General features: G+C 50.5%; 17 protein-coding genes and 1 tRNA gene. 10 read left to right on the top strand and 8 right to left on the bottom strand.

Annotated elements, in window-relative coordinates; all coding sequences use genetic code 11:
- Nucleotides 1-27: 27 nt before the first annotated feature.
- The 3 genes from B0I18_RS21265 to B0I18_RS21275 all read right to left on the bottom strand — a co-directional run bounded on the left by B0I18_RS21265 (nucleotide 28) and on the right by B0I18_RS21275 (nucleotide 5,045).
- Nucleotides 28-3,192: a SusC/RagA family TonB-linked outer membrane protein gene (locus B0I18_RS21265; protein WP_106524770.1), complete on the bottom strand. Its 3,165-nt coding sequence runs from the start codon at nucleotides 3,190-3,192 to the stop codon at nucleotides 28-30.
- Between the two features lie 80 nt (nucleotides 3,193-3,272).
- Nucleotides 3,273-4,325, bottom strand: coding sequence for a FecR family protein (locus B0I18_RS21270; RefSeq protein ID WP_106524771.1), 1,053 nt, complete (start codon nucleotides 4,323-4,325; stop codon nucleotides 3,273-3,275).
- A gap of 117 nt (nucleotides 4,326-4,442) precedes the next feature.
- The gene (locus B0I18_RS21275; protein WP_106524772.1) at nucleotides 4,443-5,045 is read right to left on the bottom strand and encodes an RNA polymerase sigma factor; all 603 of its coding nucleotides are present in this window, start codon (nucleotides 5,043-5,045) and stop codon (nucleotides 4,443-4,445) included.
- A gap of 483 nt (nucleotides 5,046-5,528) precedes the next feature.
- On the opposite strand from B0I18_RS21275, the gene azu reads away from it, so the two are divergent.
- From azu to B0I18_RS21300, 5 genes are all read left to right on the top strand, one after another.
- Nucleotides 5,529-6,023 carry an azurin gene (gene azu, locus B0I18_RS21280; RefSeq protein WP_106524773.1) on the top strand — a complete coding sequence of 165 codons (495 nt, stop codon included), beginning with the start codon at nucleotides 5,529-5,531 and terminating at the stop codon, nucleotides 6,021-6,023.
- A 577-nt stretch (nucleotides 6,024-6,600) separates the two neighbouring features.
- Entirely contained in the window at nucleotides 6,601-8,292 is a 1,692-nt protein-coding gene (locus tag B0I18_RS21285) for a hypothetical protein (protein WP_106524774.1), read from the top strand.
- A gap of 150 nt (nucleotides 8,293-8,442) precedes the next feature.
- On the top strand, nucleotides 8,443-10,134 hold the full coding sequence (locus tag B0I18_RS21290) for a hypothetical protein (RefSeq protein WP_106524775.1): 1,692 nt from the start codon (nucleotides 8,443-8,445) through the stop codon (nucleotides 10,132-10,134).
- 36 nt (nucleotides 10,135-10,170) lie between these two features.
- Nucleotides 10,171-10,497 carry a hypothetical protein gene (locus tag B0I18_RS21295; protein ID WP_106524776.1) on the top strand — a complete coding sequence of 109 codons (327 nt, stop codon included), beginning with the start codon at nucleotides 10,171-10,173 and terminating at the stop codon, nucleotides 10,495-10,497.
- A gap of 117 nt (nucleotides 10,498-10,614) precedes the next feature.
- A complete protein-coding gene (locus B0I18_RS21300) occupies nucleotides 10,615-11,637 on the top strand; it encodes an alkaline phosphatase D family protein (protein WP_106524777.1) in 1,023 nt (340 codons plus the stop codon).
- 115 nt (nucleotides 11,638-11,752) lie between these two features.
- Here B0I18_RS21300 and B0I18_RS21305 read toward each other — a convergent pair whose 3' ends face one another.
- Together B0I18_RS21305 and B0I18_RS21310 are read right to left on the bottom strand one after the other, a co-directional pair.
- Nucleotides 11,753-12,307, bottom strand: coding sequence for an SMI1/KNR4 family protein (locus tag B0I18_RS21305; RefSeq protein ID WP_106524778.1), 555 nt, complete (start codon nucleotides 12,305-12,307; stop codon nucleotides 11,753-11,755).
- A gap of 9 nt (nucleotides 12,308-12,316) precedes the next feature.
- A complete protein-coding gene (locus B0I18_RS21310) occupies nucleotides 12,317-12,697 on the bottom strand; it encodes a DoxX family protein (protein WP_106524779.1) in 381 nt (126 codons plus the stop codon).
- Nucleotides 12,698-12,923: 226 nt separating this feature from the next.
- Here B0I18_RS21310 and B0I18_RS21315 point away from each other — a divergent pair.
- Nucleotides 12,924-12,997, top strand: a tRNA-Asp gene (locus B0I18_RS21315).
- A 121-nt stretch (nucleotides 12,998-13,118) separates the two neighbouring features.
- Nucleotides 13,119-13,826: a DUF4919 domain-containing protein gene (locus B0I18_RS21320; RefSeq protein ID WP_106524780.1), complete on the top strand. Its 708-nt coding sequence runs from the start codon at nucleotides 13,119-13,121 to the stop codon at nucleotides 13,824-13,826.
- Nucleotides 13,827-15,113: 1,287 nt separating this feature from the next.
- Here the strand turns inward: B0I18_RS21320 and B0I18_RS21330 are convergent.
- Both B0I18_RS21330 and B0I18_RS21335 read right to left on the bottom strand, forming a co-directional pair.
- Nucleotides 15,114-16,799, bottom strand: coding sequence for a patatin-like phospholipase family protein (locus B0I18_RS21330; RefSeq protein WP_106524782.1), 1,686 nt, complete (start codon nucleotides 16,797-16,799; stop codon nucleotides 15,114-15,116).
- Nucleotides 16,800-16,860: 61 nt separating this feature from the next.
- Entirely contained in the window at nucleotides 16,861-19,908 is a 3,048-nt protein-coding gene (locus B0I18_RS21335; RefSeq protein ID WP_106524783.1) for a hypothetical protein, read from the bottom strand.
- A gap of 420 nt (nucleotides 19,909-20,328) precedes the next feature.
- Between B0I18_RS21335 and B0I18_RS21340 the strand changes: the two genes are divergently transcribed.
- Nucleotides 20,329-20,730: a hypothetical protein gene (locus B0I18_RS21340; RefSeq protein WP_106524784.1), complete on the top strand. Its 402-nt coding sequence runs from the start codon at nucleotides 20,329-20,331 to the stop codon at nucleotides 20,728-20,730.
- A gap of 82 nt (nucleotides 20,731-20,812) precedes the next feature.
- Here the strand turns inward: B0I18_RS21340 and B0I18_RS21345 are convergent, their stop codons facing one another.
- Nucleotides 20,813-21,877, bottom strand: a complete 1,065-nt coding sequence (locus tag B0I18_RS21345; protein ID WP_181358570.1) for a serine hydrolase domain-containing protein — start codon at nucleotides 21,875-21,877, stop codon at nucleotides 20,813-20,815.
- 257 nt (nucleotides 21,878-22,134) lie between these two features.
- Here B0I18_RS21345 and B0I18_RS21350 point away from each other — a divergent pair, with 257 nt between their 5' ends.
- Nucleotides 22,135-23,481: an SWIM zinc finger family protein gene (locus tag B0I18_RS21350; protein WP_181358571.1), complete on the top strand. Its 1,347-nt coding sequence runs from the start codon at nucleotides 22,135-22,137 to the stop codon at nucleotides 23,479-23,481.
- On the top strand, nucleotides 23,478-24,938 hold the full coding sequence (locus B0I18_RS21355) for a DUF5691 domain-containing protein (protein ID WP_106524787.1): 1,461 nt from the start codon (nucleotides 23,478-23,480) through the stop codon (nucleotides 24,936-24,938). The genes B0I18_RS21350 and B0I18_RS21355 overlap by 4 nt, the downstream gene beginning before the upstream one ends.
- The last annotated feature ends 6 nt before the right edge of the window (nucleotides 24,939-24,944 follow it).

Raw genomic sequence — 24,944 nt, forward strand, 5'->3', positions numbered from 1 at the left:
GATCGTTTAAGGATAATGCTGTTTAGATTAAAAAGTAAGATTCACACCGAGTATATAGGATTTGGCTACCGGGTAATTACTGTAGGCATAACCCGAAGTCAGCACGTTGTCGGTAGTGGTGGCGTCGGGATTGAAGCCCCGGTAACTGGTAAAGGTGAAGGGATTGTTGGCGGTTGCATATACGCGCAGACCGGTAATGAACTTCGACCTCAGGTTAAAGCGGTAAGCCAGCTGGATATTACGGATACGCAGGTAATCGCCGCTATACACAAACTGGTTGCTGGCCCGGGCATTCAGCCGGTTAGCCGACAGGTTGGTGGTAGGCCGTGCCAGGGTACCATCGGGATTATCCTTGGGGTCCCAGCGGTTTTTATAATAGTACTCGTTGGCCAGGCCAAAAGATTCGCCCGATTCCATACTCCATAAAGCCGCATCGTATATCTTACGGCCCACGATACCGTTAAGCCCGATGCTCAGTTCAAAATTGCCATAGCTGAAGGTGTTCTGGAAGCCATATACCAGTTTAGGCGCATAACTGCCAAAGCCTTTACGGTCGGCCGTTGTGATCTTACCATCGCCATCGATATCGCGCATGATATAGTCGCCTACTACAGTACCGTCCATATGCGGCGTGCTGTTGATCTGGTCCTGCGATTTATAGATACCGGTCACATCGTAACCATACATCTCGGCGATGGGCCCGCCCACTTTAGTCAGGAACACACTGTTGGAGCCGGTAAGGATCTGCGTCTGGCCGGGAGCCAGCGCCAGCACCGTATTCCGGTTGGTGGTAAGGTTGGCATTAAAGCTCCATTTTACTTTACCCAGGCTGATATTGTTACCGGCAAGTTCGAACTCGAAACCGGTGTTCTTTACTTTGCCCAGGTTCTGCAGGGAGCTGATATAACCGGATTGGGCAGGTACCGGTACATTCAGCAACAGGTCGGAAGTGATGGTCCGGTAGAAATTGGCCGATAAGGTAAGCACATGAAACAAGCCCAGGTCGAAACCGGCATTGATCGCCTGTTTGCTTTCCCAGCCCAGGTTGGCATTGGGCGCTGCAGCGGCCGCATATCCCGGCGCCAGGTTGCCGCCGTATACATAGTTATCGGGATTAACCAAAGCCAGGGCGCCATAGGAGCCGATCTGGTTATTTCCGGCTTTGCCCCAGGAGGCCCGCAGCTTCAGCAGGTCCAGCCAGGATTGCTTTTGCAGGAAGGCTTCATTGCTCAGGATCCAGCCGGCGGTAACGGAAGGAAAGTTGCCGTATTTGCTCTGGGCGCCGAAGCGCGAAGAGCCATCGCGCCTGATCGCTGCCGTAAGCAGGTATTTGTCTTTATAGGCATATTGAAAACGGGAAAAGTAGGAGATCTGCGCCCAGGTATAAGCCGTCTTTATTACGGAGAAATTAGAAGCGCCGGCAATATTACCCAGGTTATCATCTGGTATATTGGTACCGTTAACCAGGGTGCTGTTGCCGTTTTCTTTCTGGAAGGAATACCCCGCCAGCACATTGATATCATGATCGCCGAAGCGTTTATCGTAGGTCAGCGTGTTTTCGGAAATATAGTTCCATACATAACCGTTGGTTTCGGAAGCTACCGCGGGTTTGGGAGCCGCGGTACGATAGGCGCCTACGGTTGAGGGCGAATAATAATTGATATAATTGGACTGGAAGTCGCCGCCCAGTAAGGTTTTGAAGCTAAGGCCATCGGCAATGTGAAACTCCAGGAAGGTGTTACCGAAGTTCCTGAAAAAATTCCGGTTATAAGTATTCATCTTCAGGATCGCTACCGGGTTTTCCATCAGTGCGCCATCCTCTGGCGTATTGGCTTTTATCTGCTGACTGATGGCCAGGCTGCCGTCGGCGTTGTACGGACTGAACATCGGGTACATAACCAGCGCAGAGCTGATGGGGTCGGTACTGCGGTCGGCATTGTTGTTGAAATATCGCTGCTGGTTATACGAAGGCACAAGGGACAGGCCGGTCTTCAGCCAGCTGAAGGGACGCGAGCCCACTTTAATATCCATACTGTAGCGCTTCAGCCCGGTATTGAGTACGATGCCCTGCTGGTTAAAATAGTTGGCGGAAAGATAGTAATTGCTTTTGGCGCCCGCGCTACCCGATACCGACAGCGTATAACTGTTGATGGGTGCGGTGCGGGTAATGGCATCCAGCCAGTTGGTATTGGTAAGCCCCGGCTGGTTGGCCAGGTAAGGATCCATATAACTGAGCCTGTAATCTCTTGCTGTAGCGCCATTCGCCTTTCTCGTCGCTACATCGTCATCGGGCTTACGCTTCGCGGGATCTTTGGAAACATAACCCCAGTCGCGGGCTTCAGTCGAATATAATGCGTACTGGTACCCATCCACCAGCTTTACCTTATCGGCCCGTTGCTGGAACCCGGAGTAAGCGTCGAAGCTTACCGTTGTTTTATCTTTCTGTGCAGACCTGGTCGTGATCAGGATGACACCGTTGGCCGCGCGCGATCCATAGATCGCTGCCGATGAAGGATCTTTGAGGATGTCCATGGTTTCGATATCCTGCGGGTTGATCGAATTCAGCGAGCTGCCTTCGCTTAAAGGGAAACCATCGACAACGATCAGCGGGTTAGCGCCTGCTGTAAGCGTACTGACACCACGGATAACGATCTGCGGATCGGTACCGGGCATACCGGAAGCCTCGTTGATGGTAACGCCGGCTACTTTGCCTGCCAGCTGCGAACCGAAGCTGCTACCCGCATACTTATTCAGATCGGCCGACCTGATCTGCGAGATAGCCCCGGTTACACGGGCCTTGCTTTGCGTACCATAACCGACCACGATCACATCGTTGAGCGACTTGCGCGCCACCTTCATTCTTACCAGCAGGGAATTGTTATCGCCCTGGTTGATCTTAAACCTGCTTACAGTATCGTTTTCATAACCTACTGCGGTAAAAATGAAATCATACACACCGTTATCTTCGATAGGATCGAGCATAAAGATGCCCTCTCCATCCGACATCGTATTGAACTGCTTATGATCTGCATTGCTGATCACGGCAATCGTTACCCCGGGCATGCCTGCACCCTTTTCGTCCAGTACGGTACCCTTTACTTTGTTCTGGGCCAGGGCAGGCCCGGCAAATAACAAAAGCGGAAGAACCTGCAGGAGGCGCTGTTTACCCGTCTTGTACAATTGTTTTTTCATAGATTATTGTGATTTTCCAGGGCATAACATGCCCCTTCGCCTGTTGAAGCGATTAAAAAATGGCGTTAAATAATTAATGGTTATTTGTTCCTGGCTATGATATAGGCCTGCTTTGTTTTCTGGTAGTTGAGCCCGTTCAGGTTACAGATAATCTTCAGTGCAGTTTCTATTGGGTCGGTGGGTTCTATCGTTCCGGTAAAGGTCAGTTCTCTCAGGTCTGCTGCGGAGCAGGTAATGGGTACCCGTTCCCTGGTTTCCAGTTTTGCAAATACCTCGGTAAGCGGCGTCTTATCAAACACAAGCCGCTCTTTGGCCAGCGCCTGCACATCGGGTGCAGCCGCAGCGGCCTGCTGTTTGGGCGCCGCTCTGGCCAGGATCATTTTCCTGCCGGAGTCGTCCCAGCGGGCTTCATCTCCGGGTTGCAGGATCATATCGTCCAGCTGAAGCCCGCTATTGGGCATGGCGGCCACGCGCACACTGCCTTCTTTCAGCGCCAGCCGGAAAGTATGTTCGCCCGGTGCATCGATCATAAATTCCGTACCGATATCTGTTGTCCGGATATTGCCGGTTATAACCTCAAATGTTTTTGCCGCATCATGATGTACTTTAAAGTCGGCCTTGCCTTTAAGGCTGACGCTCCGCACCGCCTGGGTATGGAACGGTTGCCGGAAACGGATCGAGCTATGGGGATACAGGTGCAATACCGATCCGTCGCTCATCACCAGTTCTTTTACTGCGGGGCCGGGGTTATCGATTATACGGAAGTCGGTGGCAATGGCGCCGGCGTCTTTATCTGCGGGGGTAACCCTGTAGTACTGCCAGGTAAAAAAGGAAGCAAGACCGGTAACCAGCAGGGCCGCCGCCCAGCGGAACAGGCCGGGGCGCCTACGTTGCGGCATCTCGATCGAACGTGCCGCACGGCTGCCGATCTCCCGGTGCAGGGATTCCAGCATACGCTGTGATGTTTCGGACGATAAATGCCCCGGAGTGGAAGCGCCGTTTTCATAGTCGCGCTGCAGCGCCGCTTTAATCACCTCTTCCCGTTCCACCATCATCTTATAGAGCTGCAGTTTTTCCTGCTCTGAAGCATTGCCCTTCCAGAATTTTTCCAAGAGTACCTCGTAGTCTTTCATAGCTTGTATATACTAAATACTCCGTTGCGAGAAAAAGGGGATGCCCCGGCGTGTTACCAAATTATTACGAAAACAGGCATGGCTTATTTATGCCATGCCTGCCAGGTAAAAGGAAGTTTAGTGCAACGATAGTGTAAGAATCAAAACCCCTGCCAGCGCGAGGTCTGAGGCATACTCGTTCCGGACGTAGTGCTTGAGCAGCCGGGAAGATTGTTTAAGGTAGTCGCGTACCGAATTGACGGATATACCCAGGATCTGGGCAGTCTCTTCGACCGACTTGCCTTCGAAGCGGCAAAGCCGGAATACCTTTTGTTTACGCTCGGGCAGCGTGCACACCGCCTGCTCCAGGAGCTCCAGTTGTTTCTGGTAAAACTGTTCGTCGACAACCGGCGCTTCCATAAGCCGGTCTACCAATGCCGGGTCTTCCAGCAATACGGTAGCCTCTTTCAGTTTTTTCTTCAGGAAAGAAACAGACTTGTTATAACTGACCACGAAAAGCCAGCCGCCTATGGAAGCCTGTCCCGACAGCCTGGCCCTGTTTTCCCAAAAGGCCAGGAACACATCCTGCAGGATATCTTCGGCTGCATGCGGCAATTGCACGATCTTGATAATATTGGCGTAGACCGGCTGATGGTATTGATGATAGTAGAAATCGAAAGCTTCCATATTGCCCTGCGGTAACAGCACGGCAGCCGCCTCCTCATTAAAAATTACACCCATATGGATCCCTTAATTCAGGGCAAAAGTAAAAACTCGGCAACGGCACATTTATTATGTTATTGTAAACAAACCAGCCCAGCAAAGGCAAAACCCTTAACTGGCGCCACTTACAGGGTCGTTGAGCCCAACGACTTCCACGAGCTGCATACCCTGAAAAGCAGGCATATTTAAAAATTACACCATCTGAACAGCCTCCTCTTACTACTACAGATCATACCAAGTTATAGAAAATCTAAATAGGGCATTAGGCGCTGTAATGGCCGTATACTGCAATATTCAGGCCTTGATAATGGCCGGGGAATGAAAAAGATCAGGTAACTTTGGCCCGTTTGGGCCTTTGCGTCGCCGGTAAGGTGGTCGCAGGGGCCGGAACGGTGCCGAGCTTGCCCTATCCCGGCGGGGAGCGGGCCGGCCGTTCGTCCGTAATGCTCCGGTGCGGATGCATCCTGGTATAATCATTCAACAATTAAAACACAGCGTAAAATGAAAAAACTGATTATGGTATTGGCCGCGGGCGTGTTTGCCCTGTCGGCCTGTAACAATGCAGATAACAACGATGAAGCACAAACGCCGCCACCGGCAGTAGTTGCCGATCCGGAACCGGTACCAGGCAGTATTATACTGCGTGCCGGCGACGATATGAAATTCGACCAGCGCGAAATAAAAGTAAAAGCAGGCGACACCGTAAAACTCACATTAAAGCATACCGGCAAAGCTCCCAAAACCGCCATGGGACATAATTTCGTCTTACTGAAGTCCGGCGTATCCGTCGATGATTTTATTGCCAAAGCCGTTGAGGCCAAAGACAACGATTATATACCCGCGGGCACTAAAGACGTGATTGCCCATACACGGCTGATTGGCGGCGGCGAATCCGATCACATAGAATTTGTAGCTCCGGCTAAAGGCACCTATACTTATATCTGTTCTTTCCCGGCACATGCTATGATCATGAACGGTAAACTTATCGTAGAATAAACAGGTAATACAAACAGGTACACCCGGGCAATATACCGAAACCGGAGCGCGGTAGGCTCAGGAACACAAGGAACGGCCGGTTCATCATCAATGATGAACCGGCAGTTCTGTTTTTAGAGCCTCCGGGATACCTCCGCTCACGCCTGCGCGCGGAGTCCGTTCTACCCTTTAAAGGTTGGGTAAAAAGAGAGGGAAAAATCCCTAAATCATTCAGTTTTTTATCTGTAGGAATTGCGGGAAAAGCCTTATATTTTTACAACATAGATCAATAAGTAACTCTTAATTATTGACAAATCAAAGTCATTAATTCATATACTTAATTTACAAAAAGAAGATTGCAGGAGACAAAAACAGGTTTGCAATACACGAACACAGCCACCTGTTTCCTTTTCCCCGGACGGGCATATCAGCCATGCCATAGCCCCGGATCGCCGGAAAAAATTTTGTCTTCCGGTAAACACCGTGTTATCAAGAAATCCGCATGCAGGCATACCGCGGATGCAGGCAGCAGATACCTGATATAAGGCCGTACCCGAAAAGCCTGAACAGAGTAGGGATTATACCATAACCAGAATCTATGAAATTACCAGTTATCCCGGGGCTTATAGCCCTGCAGCTTGCTGCTGCCCTTACGGCTTCAGCGCAGAATTACTACATCAAACTTACCGGGGACCATGGTACCCGCGTAGCCGATCATGGCGCCTGGGAGCAGGGTATCCCGGCCAACTTCGACGAAAGTATCGAAGCTTATAACGTAGAGGTAAGCGGTGGCGGCAACGGCATTGGCCTGATGCGCTTCAACGGCCCGGCAGGTACCTATAGCTGGGCAGTACACCACCGGCTCAATGCTGCTCCTGAAGAGGTAGAGGCCCGCAGGATCCTCACGCCCCAGTACAATAATATGCTTTATGTAATTGGCGAAAAATACGGGATAGGCCCCAAAAGCGCTGTGGTATTGCAATACGACGCCAGCAACGGGCATCTTACCGCAGCTAACCACTTACCTGCCCTGCCCCAGGGGTATAGCCTTATCCGCGTTTACGACGTTATTTCCGAACCCGACTTCCAAAACAGGATGCGTATTCTTTGCAGGGTTTCGGATGGCAGCGCAGAGTCGATTATGGAGTTGCTGTATGATGCATCCTCCAATACCTACAGGGTTAAAAACTACAAGCCGGACAACATCGCCCCCGACCGGTACGCTTCTGCCTATTACGTAAGGGCCTACCACTATGGTAATTTCAACCTGGGCGATGTTTCCTTCTACGGCCTGGCTACCTATTCGAACGAAAGGGTTGCCTATTGCTATACAGAAAACAAATATGAAATGTACCAACTGCAATCGCTAACCGGTGCAAAAGGCATATTCGGTGTACAAATGAACGGATCGTACGGCGCCGACGGTACGCATCGCCGGATCGACATGGCCTTTATCGATCGTGATGGTGCGCTTTGCATGCAGCAGAAAGACGAACTGACAACGCTGAACTGGCGGAGGTTCTACCAGTTGCCCAGGGGATCGAAGTTTGAAATGGGTTACGGCCGCGACGGCCATGGCACCAAACAAGGCGGCGGCATGGATTACTTTATGGCGACCACCCACTTCCCGGGCGATGCCAACTCCGACGGCCATGTTACCAGCCTGCATTACGATGCCTTCAACGGCAACCTGAATAAGCCTAATGTCTATAACCTTTCCGGCATAGGTGTCCAGAAAGATGGCGGCTTCCCGAATACGACCTATGATCCGCATAACCGGTACACTTTTATTGCCGATCGCTTTAACCGCCTGAACGGTTTCAAATTCGGTATCAGCAATGCCTCTTATGATGGCGAGATTCCTTGTACCAAACCGGTTAGCTTCAGGGAGTTCAAAAATGACCTGAGCGAAAAGCTGGATGATATGCATATAGAGGAATATGGTCCGTTCGATGCCGAGTCTATAGAAATGGCGGAAGCAGAAATCACCGTTGATATCGTAGAAGAATGCAATGTAGAACAACGCGGTGCGGCCACTAACAGCAACCTGCTGCAAGGCAGCAGCAACCTGTATATGGACGCCACTCAACTGCGCCTGGAAGCTACCGGCAAAACCATCAGCGCTATGCGCGTACTGTCAATAGACGGCCGCCTCATCGCCGAGCAACACAACCTGAACAGCAACCGTTATGAGCAGCACTTCAACACACCACTGGTACCCGGCATCTATGTGATCAGCCTGGAATTTGCCGATCATAGCCGCGAAAACCGTAAAATAAGTGTTCATTAAAACAGGGTGTCTACTACCCGTAGAAGCCTGCAGGTCTATACCTGCAGGTTTTTTATACCCCGTCCGCGCAATCAGGGCATAAGCCCCCCATATAAAGGCCGTCCCCGAAAAGCCTCGAACAGAGTAGGGATTATACCATAACCAGCATCTATGAAACTAACCGTTATCCCGGGGCTTATAGCCCTGCAGCTTGCTGCTGCCCTTACAGCTTCAGCACAGAATTATTATGTAAAGATCGGCGGCGATCTCGGCACCCGTGTTGCCGACCATGCCTCCTGGGAACAGGGACCTATCAACCAGGACGAAAGCCTTGAAGCCTATAACATCCAGATCAGCGGAGGCTACAATGCAGTAGGCCTGATGCGCTTTTATAGTCCCACCGGAAGTTATAGCTGGGCTACACATCACCAGTCCGGTTTACGCAACCTGGTGATGGCGCGCAGGATCCTCACGCCCACATCCGGCAATACGGTTTATGTGGCCGGAGAACAGCTTAATGCTTCCGGTCGTGTCACAGGCGCTGTTGTGCTGCAGTATGATCTGCTCAACGGCCAGCTGATCGCCGCCAAAGAATTGGCTACATTCCCCCTGGGTTACACCCTGCTCCGTGTTTTTGACGTCACCGCCGAACCCGGTTTCCCGGACAAGATGCGCATCTTATGCCTGGTACAGAACAACGGCATACAAACGGTTACGGAATTGCTTTACGATGCCGGCGCCGGTACCTATGGGATTAAAAAGTATAAGCCCGCAAACCTGGCCCCCGAAAGATACACTTCTGCCTATTATATCAAAGCCTATCACTACAGCGCTTTAAACCTCGGAGATATTGCCTTCTACGGAATGGCAAGTTTTGAAAATGAAAGCGTAGGTTATTGTTATGCGGCAAACAAATTCGAAATATACAACCTGTCGTCTGTAAAAGCTGCACTGGGCGTAACAGGCATACAGATGAACGGTTCTTATGGCGGCAACGGCCTGACCGGCAGGATCGACATGGCCTTTACCGACATGGACGGCGGCCTTTGCATACAGCAAAAAGACGACATGAACCCGGCAAACTGGACCCGTTCTTACCAGGTTCCCGACGTAAAACTTGCTTTGGGTTACGGTCGCAACGGCCATGGCACCAAGGAGGGCGGTGGTATGAATTACTTTATGGCAGCGACCTACTTATCCGATGATGTCAAGGCCACCGGCTATGTTACCAGCCTTCATTACAACACGGCAAACGGCGACCTGACTAAGCCTTACCGCTACAACATGTCCGGCATAGGGATCCAACGAGACGGCGGCTTCCCGAATACCACCTATGATCCGTACACCAACTATTCCTTTATCGCCGACCGGTTCAACCAGCTGAATGGCTTTAAACTAGGCGTAAGCAACGCTTCGACAGTGGGTAACATAGCTTGTACAGAACAAACTGCGCTTACAGAATTATCGAACAAACTGACAGAAAGAGGCGATGATATGACCGTAGAAGAATTCGGAGTCTACACTGCTACACCGATCACAATGAAACCAATAAACGACATCGAGGTGAAGATTATTGAGGAATGCAATGTAGAACAACGCGGTACTGCAACCAACGGCAACCTGCTACAGGGCGGCAGCAACCTGTATATGGATGCTACACAACTGCGCCTGGAAGCTACCGGCAAGACCATCAGCGCTATACGTGTGCTGTCGATCGACGGCCGCCTCATCGCCGAACAACACAGCCTGAACAGCAACCGCTATGAGCAGTACTTCAACACACCACTGGTACCCGGCATCTATGTGATCAGCCTGGTATATGCCGATCATAGCCGCGAAAACCGTAAAATAAGTGTTCATTAAACAGGGTGTCTACAACCCGCAAAGGCCTGCAGGTATATGCCTGCAGGCTATTTTCATACCGCTCCCGCCGGCCCCGGGCATAACACGATATGCAAAAACCGCAGGCGCAAAACGCGGCCAGGCAATATCCTGGTTACGGCAGAGGACGACGGACCGGGCTTTACCACCAAAACGGCAGGAGACACCAGGTCACTGGGCTTGCATATATCCAAGACCAGGGCTGCATCAGGACAGATTGCAGAATACCTGAAAGGCAAGAATGGCGGGGTTTATATGGTGGTACACGACCGCGTGCAGCTGGAAGTATCGGTAAGAAAAAAGGAGATCCTGGCCCGGCTGTTCGACAACCTCGGGCTTAGCTAACAAGCAGCGGGCCCGCGCATATGGAGCCATCATCATTAAAAGATAATATTATCAAATCCTGAAGCATGCCCAGGGCAAACAGGTGCATCGTAATTTGCCGGCCAAAATTTACCAGATATGCGCTTACGCGTTCTTGCTCTTTTTATTTGCGCCCTGATCAACCAGGGTTGCCACCACCGTTTGCCTGCGGCATCCACTGCCGTACCTGCCGGCGAGGTTACCACCATTGCATTCGGCTCCTGCAGCGACCAGAAACGCGCCCAGCCTTTATGGGACGATATCCGCCAACAGCAGCCCCAGGTATGGATATGGCTGGGAGACAATATCTACGGCGACTCTGAAAACATGGATACCCTTAAAGCCAAGTATGACCGGCAAAAATCGAACACAGCATACCAGGAGCTGCGCCGCGCCACGAAGATCATCGGGGTATGGGACGATCATGACTATGGGGTAAACGATGGCGGCAAGGAATACCCGATGAAAAAAGAAAGCCAGCAACTGATGCTGGACTTTCTCGACGTAGATAAAAAAGATGCATTGCGTAAACAGGAAGGCGCCTACTCGGTGCACACTTATGGCCCCAAAGGAAAACGGGTAAAGATCATCCTGCTCGATGGCCGCTACTTCCGCGACCCGCTGAAGAAAGCCGGTAAAAACAATATTCCCGATCCCGCCGGCGATATGCTGGGCGAAGCGCAATGGCGCTGGCTGGAGCAACAGCTAAGCGGATCGGATGCCGACATGCACCTGATCGGTTGTGGTATCCAGTTCCTGTCCGAAGAACATCCTTACGAGAAATGGGCCAATTTCCCCACAGCACGTAAACGTTTGCTGGACCTGTTTTCCAGGACCAAACCCAAAGGCCTGCTATTGATGAGCGGCGACCGCCATATGGCCGAGGTATCCGGCATAGACCTGCCAGGACTGGATTACAAGTTGTACGACATTACCAGCAGCGGGCTTACCCACGTATCCAAACCCCACGAAGAGCCCAACAGGTACCGTTCGGGCCCCATGGTCACCGAACTGAACTATGGCCTGATCCGTATCAACTGGCAACATCAACCCTTGTCGGCTACGGTCCAAATCAAAGGCGATAACGATGCCACCTATCTCGAGCAGACGCTGACCTTTTAAACCAGGGGGAACGGGTAGCACCAGCATTGTACTACACTTATTGCCCGTAATATAAAACCGGGGCGCCATATCTCCTGGTGCCCCGGTGTATTAAAAGCCTGTGTGGCTGCAATCGCTAGCCCGCATTAAACCGTTTCGGATAACCTTTTATGGCTACCGGTTCAAAATACGCGTCCAGCTCTGTTACGTCTGTACTCTTGTAATAAATATTCAGGGCGGCGATGAAGCGCTCCAGGTCGGGTGCTATTACATTGCGGTCTTTGTCGGCGTGCCAGAAAGCGATCAGTTGTCCCTGGTCGCCGGTAAACAAACCGGCAAGATCATAACAGGTATAATCGCCGCCGCCATTGTGTAATATGGGTATCCACTGTTCGTGCCACCAATGTTTCAATTCAAAATCCAGGTCGATCATACTGGTCAGTTCTGCGGCGGTATCCAGCGCTTCCTCCAAAGGCAGGAACATACTGTTACCGGCAAAGGCTTCATAACAATCGGCGGCCTGGCCGTTCTTCCACCGGTATAGCGCCAGCAGGTCTGCGGGCAATACCACATTGTACTGTTGCTGCAGGCTGTTCAGCGTTGCATCCGGCAAGGGCGGCTGCAGCTCCGCATAATACTCCGGTCTTAGCCGGAGCAGGTGTTGTTCGAGTTCGTTGATCACGTCGTTCATACCTGGTGCTTATATACGTGCATAAGCCGGCACATAGGCTTTATAGTAAAATACATAGGAAACCATCAGTACGGCCAGCACCACGAGCGGGAACAGGGCGTTACCGCCAAAACCATCGATTGCCCAGTGGCTGACACAAGCGGCGATAAAATCGAAGGTAAAACCAGCATAGGCCCATTCTTTAATCCTGCGGGGCACCTGCGGTATGATGAGGGCCAGGGCGCCCAGTACTTTGAAGACCACCAGCATCACGCCGAAATAATCGGGATAACCTAAATGCCGGATGCCTTCTTTTGCCAGTTCCGTCTGTGAAGTAAGCGCCGGCATTACTCCTTCGAAGAGGAAAATCAGCACGGTTGCGATCCAAAAAATTACCTTGTTCTTTTTCATGTCTATATTTGTTTGGTATAAGCAAAACCGTCCTTTTTATACGGGCCGGCAATCAAAAACAAGATAAAAAAAATTAATAAGTTCGCATACAGGATGCACATTTTAACCCGTTTTAGAACAAAATTGTGCTCATTTTTATTTATTTGCCCGGAGTGTAGGATTTTTAAAAATTGTCGCTTATCTTTGCACTCCTTCCGGAAACGGATCGTACCACAAAGAACGTATTGGATTGGTAGTTCAGTTGGTTAGAATGCCGCCCTGTCACGGCGGAGGTCGCGGGTTCGAGTCCCGTCCAGTCCGCAGAAGCTTCACAGAAATGTGAGGCTTTTTTGTGTTTATTACAATTTACATTCAAGCTCCCTCTTTGTTGTTGGTGACAACACCAACAACGGCGAAGAGTAAGTTTATATGTTTTTAAATCATGAATATACGTTCCGCTGATTATCTTAGCGGCAATATCAACCGTAAAAAAAACAAAATGGCAAACTTCAAAATCACATTACTGACCTTCCTTTTCGTTAGCACTACTCTGCTAACTTTCGGACAGAACAGTAAAATAGAGATTCCGGCTTTTAACGATAAGTATTCAAAATATGTGCAACAACTTGAAAACGGCGACTTAGACATCGATTACACAGACTTCAGAAGTAGCTTCCTGGACAGCAAACAGTTTAGTAAAAAAGGAAAAGTTTATGATAGCCTCAAGAAAGAGGTATTCACTGCAATAAAAAATAAAAATTACCAGGGAGTCCTGAACCTGACAAAGGCCATGCTCAGCATTGACTATACGAGTATGTTTGGGCACAAGTACTTACAACAGACCTACAAAATCCTCGGAGACACCGTAAATAAAAAGAAGTATCATGATATTGAATTTGGTCTTCTAAATTCCCTAACAGGAAGTGGAGATGGAAAATCTTGTGAGACGGGTTGGCACGTAACACAAATTGAAGAGGAGTATTTTATCTTAAGTATGCTGGGCGCTCAACTACAAACACAAAGCATAAGCACCGGCGGCAAAAACATGTGTGACAAAATGGTTGTCAAGACAGAGGAAGGCGAAACAAAAACTTATTTTTTTGAGGCTAACATAATTTTTGAACAGGAACGCAAATTATTTGAAAAATAAACAACCAGGAACATTCGCTTTTGCGCAAACTGACCTGCATTGAAGCATATAATACAGATCCGGAGCCTCACAATGTGAGGCTTTTTTGCTTTACGGCATTTTGACTTCGCTCCCGTGGGGTAGGAATACTTTACGCAGCGTCCCATATAGAAGGCATTGCGGGAATATCAGGAGCAGAGGAGCCTATTTTTGTTGCTCGCAGCGATGCGGCGACGTAGCGACGGGAACATCACGCTACCATTCGCAATGCGCAGCAAAAAACTCGTAGCGAGATGTGACGAGCAACACAAGAACGCTGCGCCGCTGCGAGACCTCAACAGTCTTAAAGCTGAAGGTATTACCCAGCGACCTTTCCAAAGAAAAATAAAAAAACTTCACGGAGAAATTTAGCCCGTAGCAAGACGCTATGAACAGTAGACGTTTTGTTTCTCGCAGCGATGCAACGAAGGACACACCACGCCATCCTTCATAATGCACAACAAAAAAGCCCGCAGCAAGACGCTACGAGCAGCATAGCAGCGTAAGAACGCTGCTGCGTGGGCCCTCAAGCAGGTCGGCCGATTTTCGTCGCGACGACTACTGAAAGGGACGATGCGCGTGGGCGGCAGTTTATCAGGTCGGAAGGAATACGCATTTGATGCCATTTACTCCTGTTGCCTGCCCTCCGCAGGGTCCCTTTGCAGGAGACCCTGCGGGGACATCCAAGAACGCTGCGCCGCTGCGAGATCTCAACAGTCTTCAAGCTGAAGGTATTACCCAGCGACCTTTCCAAAGAAAAATAAAAAAACTTCACGGAGAATTTGAGCCCGTAGCAGGACGCCACGAGCATCATAGCAACGCCAGAACGCTGCTGCGTGGGCCCTCAAGCAGGTCGGCCGATTTTCGTCGCGACGGCTACTGTAAGGGACGTTGCGCGTGGGCGGCAGTTTATCTGGTCGGTAGGGATACGCATTTGATACCATTTACTCCTGTTGCCTGCCCTCCGCAGGGTCCCTTTGCAGGAGACCCTGCGGGTACATCCAAGAACGTTGCGCCGCTGCGAGACGTTAAACAAACATCAAGCTGAAGGCATTGCCCGGCGGCCTTTTCAGAGTAGCATAAAGAAATTGCAAGGAGCAAAAGTTAGGTCGTCGCAGGACGCTACGACCAAATAGAGACGCCACAAACAGCGTAGTAAAAATATACGGTATCAAAAAACTGCCCGTAGCGAGACGCCACGGGCAGCATAAAGAGTATAAGCACTATCTCCAGGCAATATGCCTGTTCAAAAAACGAAACACGCCAGGATTATACAGCACCCAGGCTTTTCAGCTTGGTTTTATACTGGCTGAATTTCGAATGCACTTTCAGCGCATTCAATACCCCCTGGAAACCCACGCTCTTAGGCGCATACAACTGCGGATAGGTGAACGGATCTTCCGTGATACCAAACCACTTCAGGGTTTGCCGCGCAGCTACATCGATAAACGTAGCCACCGTCTCTATCGGGTAAGAGAAGACATAGGTATCGAGGGCCATTTTTTTATCCAGCTCCGTTACCAGTTCCAATGCATGGTTCATTTCTTCCTGGTCGTTGTTGAACTGCAGTTCCGAAGAGTTGCTGATTACCGTATTCATCAACGAACCGGCATAGTCCAGCAGATTGCCCGTTTCGTTTTCGGGTTTAAACAAGTGCCGGGCCTTATCGTCTATCTGGGGCAGCCCCAGCAGCAAGCCCAACACTTTAGGATTGATATTGCCACGCTGGTAGGGATAACTTTGTTTACTACCGGGGGCGGGTTTATCGAACACCCGTATCGGGTTGTTATTTTTCACACCGCCATCTACCCATATACCGCGCAACACGCCGGCTTCGGGTACCGTATAGGCTTCTTCATCCCAGATCTTGAATCCCTTGAAATAAACAGGGATGGACATCGACATCCTTACCGCATCTGCGATACGGATATTGGGTGTGGTTTTCTTCGAAAAATAAAAAGGCTGCCCTCTTTCCACCTGGGTGGCGCAAAGCACCAGTTCGGTGTTGAATACCTGTGCATGCTCCGCAAAAGTATAACTGAGCCAGGTTTTCTTTTTTTGCAGCGCCTCGTTCACCGCTTTGTATTTACCCGAAGCAGATACAGCAGCAGTTGCGGCCGAAATCACCTTCTTGGTAAAGAATACCGGATCCGGCAGCGAAACTTCCGGGAATGTAATAACCGGGAAAGGTTGTGGCAAATAAGGCGCCCGCTTCGGCTTGACCGTCACACTCTCGCCCGGGGGCAGGAGGGATATTGAATAAGGAGAGCGGGTGATCTGCTTTTGGGTACGTGCCACCTCGTTACCTATGCCCCGCCCCATCAGGAAATCGAGATAGTTGCGCAACACGAAGCCATGCTTCAATCCGTAGTCAACCGAAACATTCTGCATATTGGCCATCACGGTTGAAGAAGAAAGGGCTAGTGCTGTAGCTGCCTGCCCAAGCGGGTTCAGGAATAGCGGCGACAGTTTAAGTACGAGGTCCAGGTGTGTCTTCTTCATCACGCCTTTCATTTTATTCTGCCGGTAGTCACTGTTCCGGTCTACCGACCAGAAGCCGGTATACGAAGAGATACTGGGAATCAGCGCGGTCTTCTCGCTGGTATCGTCATCGCCGAAGAGATCGAGATAGCTCTTGTTCCCGGTAAGCAGGTCGTCGAGCGCACTATGTGTTTTATTGCTTTTGCCGCCGGTAGTCATCAGGTCAATGATTTCTTCCAGGCTTACCTTACAGGCGAGCAATGCACAGGCTATGGAGCCGGCCGATGTGCCGGCCATGCCTTTTATCGTATTGGTGTTGAGATAATGCCGACGCGTTTGTTCGTCGTAATACATGATACGGCCTTTGAACGCCGGGTGCAGAAACGCGATAAGGCTACCCAGGTAAGCCAGCCCACGGCCGCCCCCGCCTTCGAAGGACAGGTATTCTATATCTTCAGGTTTTATTCTTGCCATGATTCAGGGTTTATAGGGATAAGAAAGTAAAAGGGCTGCCGGTTGCAGCAGCCCTTTGTTGTTAGATACCATTGGGGTTGCAGGGCAATCCGCTTTCATCGATACCGGAGGCATCTTTTTGCAATATGGTCAGGGTCGTTGGTACGCGCACCTGCCAAGGATCACCTTCTACTATACCGATTGGCTTCTTCATCTCGTCCACCAGCGATACATAATAAGGATCGTTGATGCCCGGGGCATCGCCACCACCCCATACTGTGCCGTCTGCAGCAAAACGCAGGGCAGCCTGCTCAAAGCCTTCACGCACCGGCACGACCACGCGGGCATAACCGGCCTGCAGGAATTGCAGGAATACAGGATCGGCGTCATCGAGCTGGTAGATCTTCTTCCATTGCGCTTTACGGCTCCAGAAGTAAGGATAGAACGAATACGTCATCAGTTGCCAGTCGAAACAGTTCTCCACGAACTGTACATACTTACCATCGCGTATCGCGGTGCAGCAATCGAAGTCGGGGTATTCGCCACCGCCATAACGGTCCTGCATGGCTTCGGAAGGCACAAAGGTGCAACTGCTCAGCAGCCGTACGCTGTGTTTCTTCAGCTCGTTCTGCTCGATCTGGCGGTTGATGGCCGGGTTGGTACCGCGGATCTCGACGCCGTTACCGGATTTCACTTCAGCAATCGCATTGTTGTACTGGGCCAGCAGGGCTTCATAAGCATCCATCACCGCCTTGAACGTTTTCACTTTCCAGTTCTGCATGGTTTCAGGCAGGCAGGAACATTGTACCTCCACGTTCAGACCAAAGGCATCCATACGGCCCATAACACTTACCGGGATCATACCGGTTTCGTTGTTCAGTGCAAAGGAGGCATTCAGGGAACCATTGTTACCCACGAAGTAACCGTTATAACCTACGTTTACGGTCGACCAGGCTACATTGGAAGGATTCTTGGAACCGCCACGCACCATGCTGATATAAGCGGTCATCGCTTTATAACCGTCAGGTACGATGAGGTCGGTATAAGAAAAGGCATCGGAAGTGGTGCCATCATTGGCCACCCTGGTCTGGCTTTTACCTATGGCGACTACCTGGTAGTCGGCCGGCGGCGCAGACACGTTGGCATTGTATAAGCCTGCCCAGAAGAGGTAGTTGCCGCGGTCGATATTATCGGCCGATTTCAGCGGCGCTATACCGGGGAACTTCTGTTGAATTGCCTGGATATCGGCAATGGGATCCAGCGGCTTGGCGATGCTGACCTGGCTGGCAATCGGCGTACTCATCGCGTAGCGATGGAATGCACCCGGATCGGGCACCATGAATTCGAACATCAGCCTTCTGCCGTAGTTAACCACTTTGGCTTCGTAGATCTTGTCTACCCAACGGTAAAGTCCTACGATATGATCCGCACCACCTACATTGTTCAGGGTATGCTTGTTGATCTCTTCGAATTCTTCCAGCACCCTGTGGATCTGCTGTTCGCTTGTTTTTTGAATAACACGCTGTAAAGCACGGCTGGTAACATCCTTGGCATAGGTCGTCGCCTGGCTGTCGGATTGGGTCGAAGAATTAGACGTGGTAAAATTCGCCGTAGCCTGTACGGAAGTCACGCCATAACTACCCTGTACCGAAACCCCGATCGCCAGCGACTGGTCCTTCTGCACGACTTTACCCACCTCTTTTTCGATCTGGTAACGGTCGGTAGTAATGGTATCGCGTTCATCGGTTTTCTCCGATTCTGTAGTCAGGATGGTGGTGTCTTCCGTTTGGGAAAGCCTGCGCGTACTGCGTTCTTTGCCTTCACCCTTCAGGATGTTTTCGATATGCGCTACCTCGCCGGGTTTATAACAGATCAGAGTTTGCTCTACCCTGCGGTAATCGGCAATACCCAGCGGTTTCACACGGCAACCTTTATTGTCGTTGAATACGGTGCCGGGGTCGAAGGTTACCGGGTCTTTGATCGGCGTATCTCTGATCGGTGTCTGCTTGTCCGTAAAGTTGATGGTCTTCTGGAACAAAGCATTACCTACGAGGATCACGTCCTGGTTGAGTTTCAGGTTTTGCTGCACGGTTTTATTATGCGCCGCCAACTCATCCTGTAACTGCTGTACCACGAAAGGCACCTGTACATTCTGGGTATACTTACGTTCCTGCAAAATGTCGTTGGTCGCAGCCGCCAGCCTGCCCTTAAATTGCGGGTCGATCACACCGGTTTTCACGCTCACGGTATTCTCCTGCTGTACAGGATTACCCTGGTCGTCGAATTGCGGTATTTTAGGACCGGTGGTCGTTACCCGCACTTCTTCCACCTGCTGACCAAAGGCAGCATTCAGGTTATCGATCGCCCCTTGTATACGGGCAATCTGCGACAGGGAGGCATTTACTTTAGCCACCTGTTCATCGGTCATCAGGGTATCGTCGTAGGCCTGCTCTTCCTGCGTGTTCTCTCTTTCCAGCTTCGGCAAAGGAAACACCGAAGAAGGCAGCATCACACTGGCTTTAAGCAGGTTGTCGACCTGAGCATTTTCCCTGTTAATATTAAGTTGCTGCAGCAGGTAATCCGCGCGCAGGATGCTCATCACATATTGCATGGTTGGCGTATCGCTGCCGATAATGTTATAGGTAAACAGGTTGTCCCAGGCTACAGAAGCCAGGGGGACATTCTCCCAGGAAGGAAGACTCCGCGCATCGCCCAGCGTACGCGTAGCGATACCCATGATCTTATCTATGGTCTTTTCTTTGTCACCCAGGGCGGCTACGCCATCGATGAACTGCTGCACTGAAGGAAATTTACGCTTCCAGTTGTCTTCAGTATCAATAAAAGAGCCGGTGTTCCTGAATTGCGAGGCTTCATCCACAAGGCCGCTGAAGATGTCTTTGTTCTCTCCGCCGGCGTTTCGCCTCGCGGTCAGTTTAGCGAGGTATCCGCTGCGCATCATCTGGTATTCGGCCGTGCCCTCAGCGGGGTAAGCCAGGAAAGAAGAAGCGGTAGCAGCCGTGGAGGGCGGAGAAGCGCTTCCCGCTGCAGTAGCAGTAAGTTTGCGGGGTTCGGGGTTCCGGACGGTTACAAACCGGAACAGTTCGGTTGTGATTTTAGGGGCGTCTGCCATGGTTAGTTGTTTTATGGGATAAGGAAATCGGTGTTTAAAAATCGGCACGTCAGGGCATGCCTCATGAAGTGTTTTTATGTGGTTTCATAGTTTAAGGGGTTATAGGGATAAGAAATAAAGGCCTGGGACCGCGCTTCCTGAAGCAGTACGGATTATAGGTTGTCGTCTGTAAGGAAGTACCGGCGGGGGTTCTGGCCCTGTAGTAAAATCAAAGGTATTATGCCGGTACGCTAACAGGTGGCGTAGCAGATAATTTTTTTTATAAAGTGTAATTATTTTCCCCGGAGCAAAGCGGGCAGGACCTGCTGCACAAATACCGATCTATAGGTATGAAAACGGTTCCATCTTATAACGACTTTTGAACAGCGTCATGCATCAACAATCATCACCCTTTGAAGGCATACTGTAAATCATAAAACCATGTGGGACAAAATTCTTAAAGGCGTCATCAAAACAGGTATAGACATTGGCAGGAAAGCATACCAAAAACAGCAGTTAAACAAAAAGGCCAATGCATGTGGCCCCGTTATCGACACCATTTCCTGTGTGCTCAAAAGAAGCGGCATCTCCTTTTGGCAAGACGGCCAACTCGCCATCACCGGGGAATACCTGTTGTTTGCCGTGATCGGCCAGCAGAAAAATTTATCAGGCAGCGAGACCATTCCGCTGGCCGGCTTTTCCTATTCCAGGACTACGATAAAAACAATTTTCGGGAAGCAGGATGCAATCGAGTTCAGGCACCGGGGACTCGACTTTCAAATTACTTTTGCAAAAGGTAACCGCGCAAGGTTGGAAAAAGCACTCGCGACTGCAAGCGCATAACCCTATTTTTACAACACGCCTTGATACTACAACGCCCTGAAGCATTTGCCAGGCCCGCATTTTAAGCAAAGGAGCAGCATGCCTAACGTGGATCTTTAAATGCAGGTAAGATATACCGGGCCAGCATTTCGAAAGCCTGTTTGGCTTTAAACGAACCATAATTACCCTGGGTAAATACCACGGCAAGATTTAGCCGTTTGATAATGAAAATATACTGTCCGCCGTTACCGGATGCAAAGCTTAGTTGTTCCTCCCCTTCTTTTGTTTTGAGCACTTCCCGGTACCAATAATAACCGTAGTAGGCCGGCTGCGGTTCGGCTATTTTGCTCCTGCTTGATTTCATGAACGAAAAATCCGGGATGGCAATCCCGCATTGCGTAGACGCGGCAATCCATTCGGGGGAAATGATCTGCCTGCCCTTCCATACCCCTTTATCCCGGACCAGCTGCCCCAATCGCAGCATATCCATAGGCTTCATATAAAACGAACCTGCCGTCATGGCATTGCCGCTGGGATCTATCGTCCATTTGTAGGTACTGATACCCAACGGTTCAAACAGGTATCTACCGGCAAAGTCGGTTGCAGGCATACCGCTGACCTTACGAAGCACAGCGCCTAAAATAACAGGAGCAGCCGAAGTGTAGGCCCATACTGTTCCTGGCTTGTATTTCATGGGCAGTTGCAAGGCAAACTTCACCCAGTCCCGGCTTTGCTCCATAACCTCTTCACAGTCTTTAGTTCCGTTGAACTCCTCGCAATCGAAACCCGCTTTCATCTCCAGTAAATCTTTAAGCGTCATGAGTCGTTTAAGCGAATCTGTTTCCAGGAATGGATATTCCGGAAAAAACTCAGCCACGCTTTGATTCACATCTTTGATCAGGCCCTTATCAATGGCGATTCCGACAAGCAGGCTCGTAACCGATTTAAAAGCAGAACGCGTATCGTGCAAGGAGTCCCGGGTAAAACCATTGAAATATTGCTCGTAAACCAACTGGTCGCCTGCAGCAATGAGTACCCCATGAACAGCCGGGTAACGGCCGCCCGAAATGGCGTCTGTCAATTGCAACAGCGGACCGGGCGTATCGGTCTGGCACAGCGCCCTGGCGGCAAACAGGCATAAAGCGGCAACAAAGAACAGGTGTTTCATAAATGAGCTATTAAAGCGACTTTGCGGTTGCATCGACGAGTACCGGACAGGCACGGCCCCAAAGATCAACTTAGTTCCGGAGAAGTGGGCACTTTTCTTTTGGGCCTCGATGTTATACTCCGGGTATTCAAAAATCTGCCCCTGGCCGTAGTGTCCAACACGACCAGGGGCTATGAAAATGATATCCATCAGAAAAACACCAACAATAAATTTATCAGCGACAAGCACTTGTTTCCGCTTTGGGTTTATAACCCGCAATGCTTATATTCGTTATTCTATCATCATTACCAGGCATGCAATATACCCGCGAACAGGTGCTCCATATGGCGCCTGACGATGCCTCGGCCAAGGCAGGACAACAATTGGCCAATAGTTCAAAATGGACCGTAAAATGTATCAGCGACACGGCACTTTGGGGCGACTGCCAGGGCAGCGGAAAGAACCCCTACAAAACCATTGTAGACCTTACGAATATCGCTTTTAAATGCTCCTGCCCGAGCCGGAAATTCCCTTGCAAACACGGCATCGGGCTCATGTTGCTCTACACGCAACAAGCCGATGTATTCAGCACCGCAACGGATATACCGGAGCATGTAACCGAATGGCTGGCCAAAAGACAGGAAAAAGAAGTAGCCAAAGAACAAAAAGAGGCGAAACCGGTAGATGCTGCGGCACAGGCCAAACGTGCCACAGCGCGTAAAAAAAAGGTAGATGCCGGCATTGGGGAGCTACGCATATGGATCAGGGATGTAGTACGGGCAGGCATTATGAATATACCCCAGCAAAGCCACCAGTTCTACCTGAACATAACCGCCCGCATGGTCGATGCGCAGGCCGGCGGCCTCGCCGCACAACTGCGGCAGATCAATACCATTAACTTTTATACGGAAGGATGGCAACGTATGCTACTCCGGAGACTGGCCGCGCTCTATCTGATTACCGAAGCCTATCAACGCATCGACGATCTTCCGGAGGCCATGGCTCAGGAACTGCAAACCCTAATCGGCTGGACCACCGCGAAGGAAGAAGTGCTGCAAAGCCAACCCGTATCCGGCACCTGGGCGGTACTATCCGTTACTATGGAAGAAGAGGGCAATATCGTTACCGAACGCAGCTGGCTGTATAACAAAAGCGACGGGCGATTTGCCCTGTTGCTGAATTTCTATGCCGGCAACCAGGTCCCGCAGGCGCTCCTGGTGCCGGGCGCCCATATAACGGCCGATGTTGTCTATTTTCCCGGCATCCATCCCTTACGGGCATTAATAAAAGAGCAACACAGCTTACCGCACAGCCATATCGATATCACAGCCGGGCATTCCCTGCGCTCCATGTATCACGAACTTTCCGCCGGCTTAACGGAAAACCCGTTTAAGGAACAAGTCCCTTTTGTACTGAACGAAGTGTATATACATGTTACAGAAGCGACCTGGCTGTTGTCTGACGGGGATAATGATGGCATCGCCCTCTCCAATACCACTGAGACATGCTGGCAGATGCTGGCCTTTACCAAAGGTAAAACCTGCTCCTGCTTTGGTGTCTATGAAAGAGACCACTTCCAGATCCTTAGCCTTTGGGCAGACCATAAAACGTATTTTGTAAAATGATAACGGACGAAATCATAAAAGCAGCACTGCTGGGCACCGACAAATATATGCCTGAGCCCTCCGTATTATTGCAGGAGACAGGCGCCAAAATTGCCGCCTTACCTACAGATAAAGAGGATCGCCTGCTTAAACTGGCGATTACTACATTATGGTACGAAGAGGCAGGCCGCATACCCCTGAAAGTTGCAAACAGACTTCCCGAATGCCCGCCGGAAACAAACCCGGAGGCTTCTGAAAAACGATGCAGCCTTGTGCGCTCGGCACTGCTGGCCAAAGAGGATGCCTGGCTGGCCTACCTGGTTTATACGATAGCGAAAGCAGGGGAAGTACTATCCTCCGACCTGGTTCCTTTAATCCTGGATAAAGCGCTAAGCAACAGGAAAACGGCGCCGGTCCTTATTAAGATCTGCGGACAAGCCGGGCAATGGTTATGCGGGCTGAACACCCAATGGCAGATCTTTTTCCGCGAAGAAGAAGAGAACACCTGGGAAACCGGCCATATAGACCAGCGTAAGGAATACCTGAAAAACCTCAGGCAGGCCGATCCCGCAATGGCCGTAACGCTATTGGAGCAGACCTTTGCCAGCGAAAATGCCGCTACGCGCCTGGCTTTCCTGGAACTATTATCAGACCAGCTATCCCCGGCCGACGAGGCCTTCCTGCAAAGTTTATCCAAAGACAAAAGTCAGAAAGTAAAGGAAACCGCAACTGCATTCCTCCGCAGGATACAAGGTTCAGCGCTCAATAAGCGATACCTGGAATATGCGCTGAACGTGATCCATATTAAAGAAGAGCGGCATTTACTGGTCTATAAAAAGAAAATACTGGAGCTCGATGCCGGGGTCCAACCCGACGAAGAGCTGTTCAAAACCGGCATCGACAAAATAAGCCGGAACAAGGGTGTACCTGATTATATCTATATCCTGGGCCAGGTGCTGCAGGAGATAGACCCTGCGATACTGGCCGGCAGGCTGGACATCACGGATGCTGAGCTGATCGCATTATTGTTAGCGCATAAGGAGGCCAAACACCTGCTTATGTTCCTTTCCTCCGCAGCAACAACATTCCGCAACAAAGCCTGGGCCCTGGCCTTGCTCCCGCAACCCGGCATACAGGACATCAGCCTGCTGGATGCCTTGCAGCCAGCGGAACGCCCCGATTTCTACGGACAATTTATAGATCATAACCTGCCGCAATTATTAACCTATATCCTGGATGATGACTACAGCACGCTCTCCCTGCCCTTATCGGAAGCCTTGCTGCAATTCCTGTCCAGGAATCCCTACCAGGTAACACAACCCATCTATCAACGACTGGCCCTGCATTTACCGGCACAAGCAAAACCCATGCTGGAAAACTTTGTACAGGATAGCCGCGAAGATTATCAAACCCGTTATTTCAGAACCCAGGCGCTGGAGATGCTCCGTATTATCGACCTTAAAAACAACCTTCATTAAAACATT

Source organism: Taibaiella chishuiensis, from assembly GCF_003014535.1.
Taxonomy (GTDB): domain Bacteria; phylum Bacteroidota; class Bacteroidia; order Chitinophagales; family Chitinophagaceae; genus Taibaiella; species Taibaiella chishuiensis.

Bases quoted from the DNA above. Each gene is read 5' to 3' on its own strand.
- B0I18_RS21275 (WP_106524772.1), bottom strand. From the start codon at position 5,045: ATGGGTGTAATTTTTAATGAGGAGGCGGCTGCCGTGCTGTTACCGCAG.
- B0I18_RS21340 (WP_106524784.1), top strand. From the start codon at position 20,329: ATGTGGGACAAAATTCTTAAAGGCGTCATCAAAACAGGTATAGACATT.
- B0I18_RS21330 (WP_106524782.1), bottom strand. From the start codon at position 16,799: ATGGCAAGAATAAAACCTGAAGATATAGAATACCTGTCCTTCGAAGGC.
- B0I18_RS21265 (WP_106524770.1), bottom strand. From the start codon at position 3,192: ATGAAAAAACAATTGTACAAGACGGGTAAACAGCGCCTCCTGCAGGTT.
- B0I18_RS21300 (WP_106524777.1), top strand. From the start codon at position 10,615: ATGCGCTTACGCGTTCTTGCTCTTTTTATTTGCGCCCTGATCAACCAG.
- B0I18_RS21295 (WP_106524776.1), top strand. From the start codon at position 10,171: ATGCCTGCAGGCTATTTTCATACCGCTCCCGCCGGCCCCGGGCATAAC.
- azu (WP_106524773.1), top strand. From the start codon at position 5,529: ATGAAAAAACTGATTATGGTATTGGCCGCGGGCGTGTTTGCCCTGTCG.
- B0I18_RS21270 (WP_106524771.1), bottom strand. From the start codon at position 4,325: ATGAAAGACTACGAGGTACTCTTGGAAAAATTCTGGAAGGGCAATGCT.
- B0I18_RS21285 (WP_106524774.1), top strand. From the start codon at position 6,601: ATGAAATTACCAGTTATCCCGGGGCTTATAGCCCTGCAGCTTGCTGCT.
- B0I18_RS21310 (WP_106524779.1), bottom strand. From the start codon at position 12,697: ATGAAAAAGAACAAGGTAATTTTTTGGATCGCAACCGTGCTGATTTTC.
- B0I18_RS21355 (WP_106524787.1), top strand. From the start codon at position 23,478: ATGATAACGGACGAAATCATAAAAGCAGCACTGCTGGGCACCGACAAA.
- B0I18_RS21335 (WP_106524783.1), bottom strand. From the start codon at position 19,908: ATGGCAGACGCCCCTAAAATCACAACCGAACTGTTCCGGTTTGTAACC.
- B0I18_RS21350 (WP_181358571.1), top strand. From the start codon at position 22,135: ATGCTTATATTCGTTATTCTATCATCATTACCAGGCATGCAATATACC.
- B0I18_RS21290 (WP_106524775.1), top strand. From the start codon at position 8,443: ATGAAACTAACCGTTATCCCGGGGCTTATAGCCCTGCAGCTTGCTGCT.
- B0I18_RS21345 (WP_181358570.1), bottom strand. From the start codon at position 21,877: ATGAAACACCTGTTCTTTGTTGCCGCTTTATGCCTGTTTGCCGCCAGG.
- B0I18_RS21305 (WP_106524778.1), bottom strand. From the start codon at position 12,307: ATGAACGACGTGATCAACGAACTCGAACAACACCTGCTCCGGCTAAGA.
- B0I18_RS21320 (WP_106524780.1), top strand. From the start codon at position 13,119: ATGAATATACGTTCCGCTGATTATCTTAGCGGCAATATCAACCGTAAA.